The organism is Paenibacillus sp. OK076, from assembly GCF_900110055.1.
In the GTDB taxonomy this organism is placed as follows: domain Bacteria; phylum Bacillota; class Bacilli; order Paenibacillales; family Paenibacillaceae; genus Paenibacillus.
The window spans coordinates 2638944-2653583 of sequence record NZ_FOCH01000001.1 but is presented as its reverse complement, the minus strand read 5'-3'; the positions used below and the strand labels follow the sequence as shown (position 1 = coordinate 2653583).

Below are 14640 nucleotides of genomic sequence, written 5' to 3'. Positions count from 1 at the left end.
AAAAGGTGGTTAAAAATGATTCCTGAACTAAAGGTTTACTTATCAAAGCCAGATGGTTCAATTACTTGGAATACAGATTGGATATCTGAGTTTGAATCTCCCTGGTCTATTTTTCAAAAAATTCAATTCACTAACTTACTTAATAAACGAGACTATTTTCATTTGTTTGGGACTTCAGAGACAATCAAAAAAAAGACTATTGTTGGTGCAAGAAATCATAATTTGTATTCAATGCCCAGTTTTGATGATAATAGATTTATAAACATTTTAGGATTCTCATTAAAAAAGTATAATTCTGATGTAATTAAAAACATATCTGGATTTTTGAATGATGGCGGAATGAGAGAAATGCAGGAAATTTTCTCAGGAAATTGGTATTGGAGAAAGTCTTTAACTTTTTGTTGTGAATGCCTAATTGACGGTTACCATAGTATATTGCATCAATTTGGTCTTTTTCAACAATGTCCTTTTCATCAGAAACCATTGTATGATCAATGTCCCAATTGTTCAGCCAAATATCCATATGAACTATTTAAAGATCAAACTTATTTTGAATCAACATTAACGTGTATGTGTAGTCATCAATACAAAAAATTCAACAGGGGCGTATCCCTTAATACACATTGGAAGGCGTACAGAAGTAACGATTTGTCAGATAAACTTGCTATACAATGGCTAAGTCTAAATCAGCTGCAGAAAAGTAACCTGAGCTCAGTATATCTATACCCTCACACCTCAATTAATGAGACACCCCAATTATTAAAGTTTTATCTAAATTACATCGAGAGGGATACAACTCCCGATCATTATAGCGTGGAGACCTCAGATCATCTTAAAAGGATAAATAACATTCCGTACTTAAAAGGGAAATACATTAGAAAAAACAACAGAGAATTCGAAAACATTAACACAGCAAAAAATCATATCACTTTTTTTTCAAATCATCAAAATATTGTTATGAGCGAGTTTCAAATTATAAGAAATTCAATGTTTAGTTCAGTTGCGAAACATTTAAGAAGAACTATTTTGAAAAAGCATAAAAGTTGTATTAAACGTTATACCTCCGTTATAAAAACAAAGGAAGGAATGGATATTCCTATCTGCCCTTATGCATCTGCATATGTTAAGTGGAAACAAAAGATAATGAAGATTGTACATTTTTATGATGTAGACGCAATCCCTTATAGCCGAACCAGTTTTTGTTCAGAGAATGTTTCATTTTTAGGTTATTTAGACGAAGACCCAATATTCGACATTATGAATTCTTATTTAGCTAAATTTCCTACAAAAAAAAGCAATTACTCATATATCAGTTGGTTAATTTCACACACCTATAGTTATTTATTTTTACATCTTTTCAAATTGTATCTCACCGATTCAGTTGATAAGATAATTGAGAATAAAGATTTAACTCTGAAGGAAACAATATTGGCCTTTTCTTTTCCAGGTAAGCTCTCCGATAAAGTCCAGAAGTTCTGGGACCAAAACAACCTTAATCATTATTTTTCTGAAAATGAATTGATATGTCCTTATCCTACAATAAGATCAAAGAGAAGAACATCCAACGAAGAATCATTTCATCCTATGCAACTTGCGTTAAATAGAGATAGAAGCCACATTTAGGATTAGTTCTCTAATTCCATAATTTCAATTAACTCCGAAGCTAATGTTTTTGAACTAGAGATACCTTTTAAATATTTGAAAGGTCCACTAACAGACCAGTCAATCTTTTTCAGGCGCTTTACTGACTTGATAAACTTTTGATGGTCTATTTGTGTTGAGTTTTCTTTCTTACAGTTAGACAACGCTTTGGATGCAGCCATTGCTAACGCGTCCAAACATACAATATGAGTAAGTTTGTATTCTTTATAGTTCATCCATTCATGAGGATATTCTTGACGCATTATATTGAAAAATCCAAGTACAAGATCCACCTTTTCATGTTTTGATAGTTTTGTAGTCTCAGTGTCTTTAAAAAAGTATTTTAACATGCGATAAAGATTTTGAAGAGTAATATGCCTTCCTTTACTGCGTTTACCCGTGATGCTACCAATGTGATAGAAAGGACTGTCTTTTAATATTAATAGCTCAGTAGCTTGCCAACTTAATTCATCTGATTCTCTTTTCAGGAATTTGCTTAAAGAGGTTCCAATTCCTTTGGCTTTTGTATTAATAATATCGAAGAGTTGAATTTCTTCATCGTCATCTAAAAAATGAAATGCCATGAAAGGAACATTAAGTTCTGATTGAGTTTCTTCGATATAACGTTTAATCCCACCAAGTCGATGCTGTCCATCCATTAAAGATGCTTTACTCTTACAAAATAACCTACCGAACATTGGTCTAGTAGAATCATAAGCTGTAAACTCCCACATACCAGCTGCATTCAATAAAATTGGTGTGAATAATGCGTTTTCGCCTCTGGAAAGATATAATGCAAATTCATCAACACGCTTTGGATCTACTGGCCGTTGATATCCTTTCCCGGAGGGGTCGTTGAATGGCTTAACATAAGTTAGATTCATAGCAATGGAGGTTGGAAACGAGCTTTGATAAGTGATTTTCCCCCTCATTTTTGTTTGTACTACATTTTCTATAACTATTTGATGAGGTAATTGTCTCATTAGATTCACTCCCTTAAATATATATTTTTCTCAGTAAAATATATATCTTATATTATATAATTTCTAATGGTAATATATAGTACAAGTATATTTATTTCATGCACAAGTACACCTACTCTTAAAAGAGAGGTGATTGTGCTTATGATAAAAATTAATGCTTTTGTAGGCGAACGAATAAAATCTTTGAGGAAATCAAAAGGATTGACCCAAGCTAATTTAGGGGAACAAGTAGATCTTCCACAGCCTTATATTGGTGGGATTGAGAAAGGAGAGAGGAACATATCATTAGATACCTTGCAAAAACTTCTCGAAGCTTTAAATATTACACCAGAAGAGCTATTTCGTAATTATGTCAATGATTCGTTCAACAAGGAAGCACACGAAATTCTAGATAGAATGAACGAACTTCTTGTAAATAGAGACATTGAAGAAATTAAGATAGTTGAGAGTTTTGTGAATGACATACTCAAAACAATCGATAATTTAAAAACTTCAAAGAAATAGAGGATCAAATGAAAAACAGATTACTTGATTATTACACGAATAAAGTGAGGGCACGTGTGCTTATTTACAAGAATATGCCATTTTTATTTTGGGGATATATGATCACATGTATTTTAACCGTGCCAATCTCAATTTTTTTACTAATACTGTTATTAACCGAGAATTGGACTTTGATTACGATCATATCTGCGACTGTTTTCTTTGTGTTATTTGTTTGTATACATAAACAGTTTAATAATAAATCTCGGATTATACTTAATAGAGAGTTTTCTGTTAAAACAGAAAAAGGTAAGTGGATCGACGGTTTTCATGAAGTTCAGGTTCACCTTATTACAGAATATCTAATAGAGCATAACCTCTATTCAAAATGGAAAATTGAACGTTTGATGGACTCATATAAGACAGACAATAGTAAAGACAAAATGCCGGCACTTATTGCACCAAGTATATTAATAGCAGTTCTTGCACCAAACTTAAATTATCTTCTGAAACATATTTATGGAATGAATATCTATCAATCTACCGAGGGGCAATTTGCTATATTCTTCGGTGTTTTAACTATATCCATATTTATAGTAACAGCTATAACATATTCAAAAAACCTTTTCGAAGAATTCACTGAAATTATTGTTTATAAGAAAGTAGGGCAACGTAACAATCTGATTTCTATTTTGGACGATATTCTAATTACAATAGAAAGTTAGCAACAAATAGGGGGCATGATTATGCTTGAAATAACGGGTGATGAGATCGCTCAACTTAATGATTCTGATTTGAGATCCTTAATTGGACTACTTTGTGAAGCTGACTTATCATCAATGCAACTCCAGACCTCAGGTGTGACCTGGGGAGGTAATCAAAATGCCAAAGATGGTGGAATAGATGTACGCGTTGAGGCAAATTCTTTACTAATGAACGATGGCTTCATTCCAAGACCACATACAGCATTCCAAGTGAAGAAACCTGATATGCCTCGGAGTGAAATTTTACTAGAAATGCGTCCTAACAAGATACTAAGACAAGTGATAAAAGATTTGGCCGATAATAACGGTGCTTACATAATAATCAGTAGCCAGGGATCAACTTCAGACTCTTCATTAAAAAGTAGAAAATTAGCTATGCTGGAAGCCATATCGGATTACAATAATGCTTCTCAATTGAAAGTGGATTTTTATGATCGTGAGCGGGTTGCAAGTTGGGTGAGAAGTCACCCTGCTATTGTTCTATGGGTTAGAGACAAGATTGGTCAACCAATACAAGGATGGCAAGCATTCAGTAACTGGGCAAACCATACTGAGAGCACAGAAGAAGAATATTTATTGGATGGTACGTCTCGTCTGTCTAACTCTTCAAGTGTTTCTACAGAGAGTATGGATCTGCTACAAGGTATTCATGAATTGAGAACCATATTAGGGCGACCGGGTTCTTCTGTTCGTCTAATCGGATTATCAGGAGTGGGAAAAACACGCTTAGTTCAAGCGTTATTTGATAAACGAATTGGTGAAGAAGCTCTCAATAATTCGTTGGCTTTTTACACTGATCTAGGTGATGCTCCGATTCCCGACCCTAGATCTTTTGCTGCAAGACTTAAAACACTTAGAAAAAGAGGAATACTGATCGTAGATAATTGTCCTCCTGATCTTCATAATCATTTAACTAAGTTATATGCCAATGATAATTACATAAGTTTACTCACAATTGAGTATGATGTCAGGGATGATCATCCCGAACAAACAGCGGTTTTCCGATTAGAACCTTCATCAACTGAGATAATTGAGAAAGTAATCAGTAGAAGATTTAAACACATAAATAGCGTAACCGTAAGACAAATAGCAAAAATTTCTGGTGGAAATGCACGTGTTGCCATTGCAATAGCTAGAACAATCAGTATAGGAGATAATATCTCTCATCTCAGGGATGCAGAATTGTTCAATAGATTATTCATACAACGAAATAATACTGACTCCAAATTACTCAAAGCAGCTGAAATCTGTTCACTTGTATATTCGTTCAGTATTGATACTGTTGGGCCAAACAGTATCGAAATAACCTTACTAGCCGAGTTGTCTGGAATGAGTGTATTAGAGCTTTATCAGAACATAGCTGAACTAAAGAGGAGAGATCTTGTACAGCAACGAAGCTCTTGGAGAGCTGTATTACCACATGCCATAGCTAACAAACTGGCTCAAAATGCGCTGGAGAATCTTCCTAAACAATTGATTAGAAGTACATTTGAAGTACATGCTAATCCGAGATTATTACAATCGTTTTCAAGAAGGCTTGGATATCTCCACAATAGTCAATTAGCTCAAGAGATATCTAAGGATTGGCTTTCAAGCGGTGGTCTATTAGAGGATTTTCGAAAGCTCAATAAGGATACTCTTAATATCCTTCGAAACGTAGCTCCTCTTCATCCTCAGTTAGTACTTTCACGGTTGGAGGAAATTAATGAGCAAGATAATGAATCGATATTTTTCTCGCGTGAAAATTCTGATTTCTATTACTACACAAATTTATTGAGATCCCTAGCATATGACAGCGACTTATTTGAAAGATCTACTAGGTTGCTCTGTAACTTTGCTCTAACAGAAAATGTTAACGAAAACCACAATTCAATACGTACTACACTAAAATCTCTTTTCTATATCTATCTTTCAGGAACGCACGCTTCTGTTGAGCAAAGGCTTAGGATTATATCCTGCCTCATAGAATCAGATCTTGATAATGAAGTTAAACTTGGAATATACCTCTTAGATGCATCACTAGAAGCCTTAAATTTTTCAGCTATTAATAGCTTTAACTTCGGTGCTCACGTGCGAGATTACGGGTACTATCCAAAATCCAAAGAAGAAATCCAAACTTGGTATGGAACGTTTATTGAATATGCTGTGACAATTGGTATATCGGATAAGCCATTTGCAAATGAGATAAAGGTAGTTTTATGTAACAAATTCAGAGGGCTTTGGACTAGAGCAAAAGTCTATGAGGTGTTAGAATCTGCTGTAAAACGAATTTTGGCTGCTAAAGAAACATGGTATGAAGCTTGGTATGCAGTTAAAAAAACTAAAAGGTATGATTCTGATAGAATGTCAGATGAAGTTTCAACACGACTTGACTCGTTATATACATTGTTGGAACCCAGATGCTTATATGATGAAGTAATGCTGTTAACCTTACAGGGTCAGGGATACCCCAATGATATATTCGAAACTGAAGAAGCATTTACTAAGGTTAAAACTCTTTCATATGAGCTCGGACACAAGCTTTGTTACCAAGAAGATATCCTTAACTCTTTATTAATACATCTCCTGAGTACTAATAACAGAAATATATATGATTTAGGACAAGGATTGGCCCAAGGAGCCAGTGATGCAAAAAGATTATGGACTCACATGGTAGAGAAACTGAGTGAAATTACACCCTCAAACCGAAAGTATCATTTACTACAAGGGTTCTTATATTATCTTGTATTAACTGATAAAAGTTCTGCTGAAGAAATCTTGGATGAAGCAATCGATCACGAATTGCTTTCAGAAGTCTTTCCATCGCTTCAGTCCGTTGTAATAGATACTGATGGTTTAGATCGTCTGAAGAGGTCTCTTCAGCTCGGAAAAGCACCGATTTCGTCTTTCGGAAGTTTAGCTCTAATAGAAACTCATGATATAGACTTTAATGAAAAGTTCTTCGAATTAATACGTCTTATAAGTTCAAAAGAAGATGGATTAGCTGTAGCTATAGAATTATTTTATATGCGAATTTTCAGAGATAACAAGGACTTAAGCCAGGATATCATCAGTTTAGGGCAAGAATTGGTTTTAAATTATGATTTTACTCAACGTTCATTTGAGAATCATCATTTTGTGTCTGAAATAATCAAGATCTGTTTTAGAAAAGTGGAATCTACACGTAACGCTAAACGTATTGCTACTAAGCTATATTCTTCAATCACAGAAGATAATGTGTTTTTTTCTGATCTTGATCATGTTTTTTTGTCTTTGGTGGAGGTTCAACCGCTTGAGTTTTTAGAAGTGTTTGTAAGGGACACAGAAGAGATGGATTATAGAATTGCTCACATATTTAGTGGGCAATTAAACCTTAACCCACTAAATTTGATATCTGATGAGCTGATAATCAATTGGTGTGATGTAAAGAAAACTGAGCGATACCCTTTAATGGCATCCATCATTGATGCTTATCAAAACACATCTCCATCGCAGCAAATAGAATGGACATCAATAGCAAAGTATTTGATAGATAATTATTTTGAACCGACCGTAATTCTAGAACAATTAATGCATGTTTTTCATCCAAATCATTGGTCAGACTCACTGGCTGATGTAATGTTAAAACGTCTTCCATTATTAGAAAGCTTATTGAAATACGAGAATCCAATTGTTGTAGAGTGGGCTAAGAATAAAGAGCCGATTTTAAAAAAAGAAATTAATCGGATTCGTAATTGGGAGCAAGCTCAAGAACAGAATCAAAATGAGCGTTTTGAGTGACAATTAGATACCCAGTGGAATATCAAAGATATAACCATTCTAATGCTTAGAAAAAAACAAGTTTTTAAAATGATCTAATTCAGATCTCTATGTAGGGGAAATATTTTTTGATAAGGATTGATCTTTATGAAAGATAAACAACTGAGCAATCCATTTTCAACCGGGGGCGGAGGAGTACACTTTGAGGCTCATGTCCAAGCTTCTTTTGTTACATTGATGCTTACTGGGGGAATAGTACCTTGTTTACCGCAATGGCCGGTAATCGGAATAAAGCTTCAAGGTAGAATTGATGGATTTAATACTGATGACTTAATTGTTATTGTTGAAGAACCTATTTCCAAGAGAAAAGCTAAGATGCTTGCACAGATTAAACATAAAATTGGAATTACCTATGGAGACAGTATGCTCTCAGAAGTAATGCAAGCTGCCTGGAACGATTTTAATAATTCCAATATCTTTTCCAAAGAAAAGGATGTTATTGTTCTTATTACTGGTCCATTAAATGCTACTGATTCACATAATGTTCGATGGATATTAAATCAGGCAAAACACACCAAAGACTTAGAGGAGTTTAAAAGGAACGTAACACAATCTAACTTTAGTCCGTCTAAAAGCAAAATCAAATTAGATGTTCTGAGACACCATTTGAAGTTGGCCAATAATAACACCGATATTTCAGATGATGATTTTTATTCATTCTTAAATCATTTTTATGTTTTAGCTTATGATCTCGGAGAAGAAGAGGGAATTGTGTTATCACTTTTGCATTCACATATCGCACAATTTGATAAACAATATCCTCATTGGGTTTGGCCTCGCATTGTAGATATTGTACAAACATGGAATCAGAATGCTGGAACCATTACATTTGAAAAGCTTCCAGACGATTTAAAAGAACTATTTCAACTTTCAAATGTATCTCATATACCTGACAAGCTATTGATAAAGTCTGAAAATAGAAAAGCAGATTGGTTTAATTTTAATGAAGCATCCACACTTGCTTTAATTAACTTAATAGGGATGTGGGAAGAAAACAATGAAACTGACATGAGAATTTTAAATATTTTATTAGAGAAAGATCATCCAAATTGGCTACTTCAAGCAAGAGAGATGCTTTTGCAAAATGAGAGTCCTCTCTCACTCAGTAATGGGGTTTGGAAAACAAAAAATCGAACTGATCTATGGTCGATACTAAGTCCTCGTATTTTTGACCAGAATCTGAACCATCTAAAAGGTTTAATCATATCAGTACTCTCTGAACCAGATCCTTCTTTTGAACTTCCTTCAGAAGAACGATTTGCAGCAGGAGTTTATGGGAAAAAGTTAACATACTCTTCATATATCAGAAATGGATTAGCCCAATCTTTAGCACTCTTAGGTACCCGAGGAGAAGATTTAATTAATTGTTCTGAGGGTTTGCCTGAAACGGTAACCATACATGCTATCCGCGGGATATTTGAGGGAGCAGACTGGAAGCTTTGGGGGAGCTTAAATAAATTACTCCCAGTTTTAGCAGAGGCTGCTCCAGAAGAGTTCTTGTTTACGGTTGAACAAGCATTGCACTCAGAATATTGCCCATTTGTTGAACTATTTTCACAAGAGGGTAGTGGAGTTACAGGTGGGAATTATTTGACTGGATTGTTATGGGCGCTTGAATCTTTAGCTTGGGAAGAACAATATTTAGTGAGAGTATGTGTAATACTTGGTGAACTAGCCAGCCTTGACCCTGGTGGAACATGGTCCAATCGTCCAGCCAATTCACTTACAACAATTTTACTGCCTTGGCTTCCACAGACTGTTGCACCGATACAAAAACGTAAAGTTGCTGTTAAAACGTTAACCAAAGAGCTGCCCAAAGTTGCATGGAAATTACTAATCAGTCTGCTTCCAAATCAGAAGCAGACTTCAATGGGGTCGCACAAACCGTTGTGGCGTGACAGTATACCTGAGCAATGGAGAGAAGAGACTTCCCAAAGTGAATATTGGGAACAGGTAGAGTTTTATTCTGATCTGGCCATCTCTCTTGCTAGTAAGAACACAATATTGTTAAATCAGCTTATTGATCACATCGATGAACTTCCACGTACTTCATTTAATTTGCTACTTGAAATATTGTCCTCCGAGAAAGTTATTGAACAGCCTGAAGAAGAAAGATTTTTTATATGGAATAAACTTATGAATCTCATCTCAAAACATCGTAGTTTCTCTGAAGCAGAATGGGCCTTAGATGATGAACTGATAAAGCTTCTTGAAAAAGTTACAACAAATATGATTCCTAAAAATCCAATACTCTTACATCAGAGACTATTCGGTGAATATGATCCTGATTTATATGATGATCTGGAGAATTGGGAAGAAAACAGCAAACAACTTGAAGTGAAGCGTCAACAAGCAATAATACAAATCTTAGAAATGACTGACATTTATGGAGTAATTGAATTTTCATATAGGGTGCAATCTCCCTATTACGTAGGTATAAGCCTTGGGGCTGTAGCAAGTGAAAACAATGATGAAATTTTATTCTCAAACTATTTAGAATCTGAAGATGAAAATCATATATCTTTGATGAGAGGTTACATCTGGTCACGTTATGCTAGAAACGGTTGGTCTTGGGTAGACCAGATGCACAAAGCAAACTGGAGTGTAGAAAAAATCAATCGATTTCTTTGTTATCTACCTTTCAGTAATGAGACTTGGGATCGTGTTGCCAAGTGGTTAATGGAAAACGAGTATGAATATTGGACAAAAACAGATGTGAATCCCCATCAGAAAGAATGCGATCTAACATTTGCAATAAACAAACTAATTGAATATGGAAGGCCTTTTGCTGCAATTCATTGTCTTAACGTGGTCCAACACCGGAAGCATAATTTGAATATCAAACAATGCTTGCAAGCACTGGAAGCAGGTTTATCCTCATCTGAGCCAAGCTATGTCATAAAGCCTAGTATGATCGTAGGACTAATTAAAATACTGCATCAATCTCCAGAAGTTAAATTAGTGGATCTTTTTCACATTGAATGGGGCTATTTGCCTCTACTGAATCGAGGCGGTAATAAAGTTGCTCCCAAACTACTGGAGTATCATATTTCAGAAGATCCTGAGTTCTTTTGTGAGCTTATCCGTAAGATATATCGTTCTAAAAAGAGTGAATCATTAGTCGATTCAAACGAAGAATCGCAATCAATTGCTTCAAATGCTTGGAAATTACTTCATGGTTGGCGAATCCCCCCAGGCAGTCGCAAAAATGGAGATTTTGACGATGAATTCTTCTTAAAATGGCTTAAGCGTGTCAAAGAAATTTGTTCAGACTCAGGACACATGGAAGTTGCACTAATTAATGTTGGTCACGTTCTTGTCCATTCTCCACCCGACGCAGGAGGTCTATGGATAAATGAATCTGTGGCTATTGCATTGAATGATAAAGACGCAGATCCTATTCGTAGGGGATTTAGATCTGGGGTACTTAACTCGCGAGGAGCACATTGGGTCGATCCGACTGCAAAACCTGAGCTCAAGCTTTCTGATGAGTATTCACGTAAAGCCGAAGATACTGAAAATGCAGGATTTCAGCGGTTTGCAGTTACTCTAAAAAGTATTGCAGAATTTTATGCTCGAGAAGCAAACCGAATTATGAGTAGAGAAGATGATAAAATTTAGATCTCGAGATTAATAACTTTCCAATAGTTGTTTTCTACTTCATCCGTAAGTAATTACATTCGCAGATAGGAGTGTTTATTTTGAGGTTAAGTACCACAAGTTTAGACTGGGCACTAGAACATGCTACTAAATACGGTTACGTAGAGTTTTTTCCATCTGCTTTTGAATTTGATGCAATGAGACATGACTGGTCAAACATAAGGAGCTGGCTTTCAACAACGGATTTATTTCAATGGCAAACTCGTGCTCTACGAAGATGTCTAAGTCCAAAACACCGTTATGGTTTTAGAATTTCAACCCAGTTAGATCCAGTTGACTTTTTAATATACAGTGCACTCATATATGAAATTGGAACAGATCTAGAACATAGACGCATACCTACTACTTCAGAAACTGTTCATTCTTACAGATTTAATCCCCAACCTGATGGAACAATGTTTGATCAAAATTTCACATTTGATACTTTTATTCACAAGGCGGAACGAATTGCTGATGAAGGTGGGTTTTCTCATGTAATTGTAGCAGATATTGCTGATTTCTTCCCAAGACTGTATAGCCACCGCATAGAAAATGCACTTAGTCATGCTACATCTCTTGCGAGTCACGTTAGTATTTTAAAACGTTTGCTATCTCAGTGGAACGAAAGATATTCATACGGCATTCCTGTAGGCATTGCGGCATCCAGACTTATTGCTGAAATAGCTTTAGACGATGTTGATCAGGCTCTACTTTCCGAAGGAGTAACATATGTAAGATACTGTGATGATTTTAGGATATTCTGTAATTCGGAAAGAGAGGCTCATCATCGATTATCATTTCTAGCGGAGATTTTATTTGAGAATCATGGTCTTACACTTCAACAAAACAAGACCAAAATAATTGGAGTAGAAGACTTTCTAGAAAATCATTTACGATCTGAACGTCGAGCTACTCTCTCAAGTTTGTCAGAACGTTTCGAGATGATCATAAGGGATGCAGGAATAGATCTATACAGTGACATTGTATTGGAAGACCTGACCTTTGAGCAAAGGGAACAGATCGATAACATGGATCTTGAAGATATCCTAAGAGAACAAGCAAGTAAAGACGATATTGATATTTCTCTAACTCGTTTTATATTAAGACGGTTGGGACAGTTAGATGCTACCGCAGAATTAGTTTTCGTTCTAGATAACGCAGATAAATTTTATCCGGTTTTCACAGATGTTGTACGAATGGCCAAAAGTGTCCGTTCGTTAAATGAGTCAGCTAGAAGTGAAATAGGAAGCAAGTTTTTAGCTTTGTTAGGGAATGATGCTATTGTCTCTCACCTTGAATTCCATCGCATGTGGATTTTGAATCTATTTTCCGAGAACACTGAATGGGACAATGAGACTAGGTTGCCAACTCTCTTTGGACAATTTACAGATCAATTTTCACAAAGAGAGTTAATACTTTCGATGGGAAGAGCACATCATGAGCACTGGTTTAGAGCACGTAAAAGAACTGTATTTGATTTTAATCCATGGATGAGAAGAGCGTTACTAGCTGCTGGTAGTTGTCTTCCTAAAGACGAACGAACTCACTGGTTCCGATCTCTCGAACGTAGGCTAGATCCTTTAGAATTAGCAGTCGTTAAATGGGCTCAGGCTAATCCTTTTTAATTGTAGATATCTTTGATACACTAAACTAGTGGCTATTTTTAGTTCTAAAGCAATAAAGTTCAATGCGGATAAAATTATAAAGGAGAGGCTCATGAGTTTATTAGATTATAAAATGGAAAAAGAACGAATGGGTGGAGGAGGTAATGGGAGTGTATTTCGAGCCATTGATTCTACTCAGAAAGAAGTAGCTGTTAAAATTGCACATTTTAAAAAACCAAAAGTAATCAGATCATTAAAAGATGAGATTACAACGACGCGGCTGAGACGCTTTGAGATAGAAGCACAAAAAGGATTTGAACTCAGTCAAAATGGGCAGCACGGAATTATTCCAATTATACATTACGAACTTCCATGCCAAAACACGGGTAAGTATTTTTATGTCATGCCAGTAGCAACACCACTTGAGAATATCACAAATAATTTACATGACATATATGAGTTAGTAGATATCTTTAAACAACTCGCTCAGGTTTTATTAGAACTGCATACAAGAGGAATCAGCCATCGTGATATTAAACCAGATAATATATTGTATTATAACGGTAGCTACTGCTTTAGTGATCTTGGCCTTATCGACTTTCCTGAGAAAGAAGACTTGACACGTTTAGGTGAAACATTGGGGAACCGTAAAACAATGGCTCCTGAGATGCGTACACCGAAGGAAATAGAGGATCATCGACCAGCAGATGTGTATTCATTTGTCAAAACGCTATGGATGGTGTTGGCCAAAGAAGAATTTGCATTTGATGGACAGTTTAATTTTCACGAAAATCATAAGTTGAACCAAAAATATCCAAAACAACATTTAGTTGAACTTTATGAACTTATCCAAGATGCTACATATGAGAACCCAGAGAAGAGACCAACAATGGCAAAAGTTATTGAGCGGATTGAACATTGGGAGCATATTGCGAGAGATTCAATAAGAGCATCTAGAAGTGCCTGGCAATTTGTAGAACGTTCTGTGATCGAACAAATTTCGCCAAGTACAGTAATATGGCGAGACGGGACAAAAGTAGTTGAAATCCTTCAAAAACTAGCCATTTCTAATTTTAACCATACGTTTTTACATGAGGGGGGAGGAATGGATCTTTTAAATATCGAGCATGCCTCGTGGCTTTCAGAACCAAACATGATTCAGCTTTCGTTTGGTTTGGGCACAGAACCTCATATTTTTAAATTAAAGAGATTAGTGTGGGAGTTACCTAATAATGATCCGCGATTTAGTTACTTTCGATTAGAGTTCGACACACTTGAACCAATCTTTCCCGACGTAGTGAAGTCAATCGAAGATTGGAAAATGGAAGAATACGGTGATAATGAAGTGGAATGCTATGAAAATTTAAATATTAACACCAAAGGAGAGTATGTGGCATACAACCCAGAGGATACTAGTGAGCAACAAATGTCCCGATGGTTCAATGGGGTTTTCTTAATAGTTCATAAGGGATCGGTATATAATCAAGAGATTTATATGACATACGACGGAAGGCATGCTGGTTTTAACATGGAAGAATTCAGAGGCTATATGGAAATGCTTCAAAATATCTATACTCATCCCACTCTCAGTCAATTTTTTAGGAGTATAGCTAATCTCAATCCACATGAAGATACCAATTTAAAAGAAATAAAAGAGTTGTTAATTCTGAATGACGACGAAATTAAACAGTTGCTTGAAATCTCGACCGATGAATGATTAAATTTTTT

8 protein-coding genes are annotated in these 14640 nt (G+C 35.5%); 7 read left to right on the top strand and 1 reads right to left on the bottom strand.

The features are described from left to right. Positions 1-15: 15 nt before the first annotated feature. Complete coding sequence (locus BMY78_RS11765) at positions 16-1623, top strand: hypothetical protein (protein WP_090898419.1); 1608 nt, start codon at positions 16-18, stop codon at positions 1621-1623. A 2-nt stretch (positions 1624-1625) separates the two neighbouring features. Here the strand turns inward: BMY78_RS11765 and BMY78_RS11760 are convergent, their stop codons facing one another. Beyond that, complete coding sequence (locus BMY78_RS11760) at positions 1626-2624, bottom strand: DGQHR domain-containing protein (RefSeq protein WP_090898416.1); 999 nt, start codon at positions 2622-2624, stop codon at positions 1626-1628. 141 nt (positions 2625-2765) lie between these two features. Between BMY78_RS11760 and BMY78_RS11755 the strand changes: the two genes are divergently transcribed. The 6 genes from BMY78_RS11755 to BMY78_RS11730 all read left to right on the top strand — a co-directional run bounded on the left by BMY78_RS11755 (position 2766) and on the right by BMY78_RS11730 (position 14629). Then, positions 2766-3128, top strand: a complete 363-nt coding sequence (locus BMY78_RS11755) for a helix-turn-helix domain-containing protein (RefSeq protein ID WP_063563844.1) — start codon at positions 2766-2768, stop codon at positions 3126-3128. A gap of 8 nt (positions 3129-3136) precedes the next feature. Continuing rightward, positions 3137-3832, top strand: a complete 696-nt coding sequence (locus tag BMY78_RS11750; RefSeq protein WP_090898410.1) for a hypothetical protein — start codon at positions 3137-3139, stop codon at positions 3830-3832. Positions 3833-3853: 21 nt separating this feature from the next. Beyond that, a complete protein-coding gene (locus BMY78_RS11745; RefSeq protein WP_090898408.1) occupies positions 3854-7630 on the top strand; it encodes a hypothetical protein in 3777 nt (1258 codons plus the stop codon). Between the two features lie 126 nt (positions 7631-7756). Then, positions 7757-11290 carry a hypothetical protein gene (locus BMY78_RS11740; protein WP_090898405.1) on the top strand — a complete coding sequence of 1178 codons (3534 nt, stop codon included), beginning with the start codon at positions 7757-7759 and terminating at the stop codon, positions 11288-11290. A gap of 80 nt (positions 11291-11370) precedes the next feature. Beyond that, on the top strand, positions 11371-12933 hold the full coding sequence (locus BMY78_RS11735; protein WP_218152271.1) for an RNA-directed DNA polymerase: 1563 nt from the start codon (positions 11371-11373) through the stop codon (positions 12931-12933). 91 nt (positions 12934-13024) lie between these two features. Continuing rightward, positions 13025-14629, top strand: a complete 1605-nt coding sequence (locus tag BMY78_RS11730; protein WP_090898403.1) for a protein kinase domain-containing protein — start codon at positions 13025-13027, stop codon at positions 14627-14629. The last annotated feature ends 11 nt before the right edge of the window (positions 14630-14640 follow it).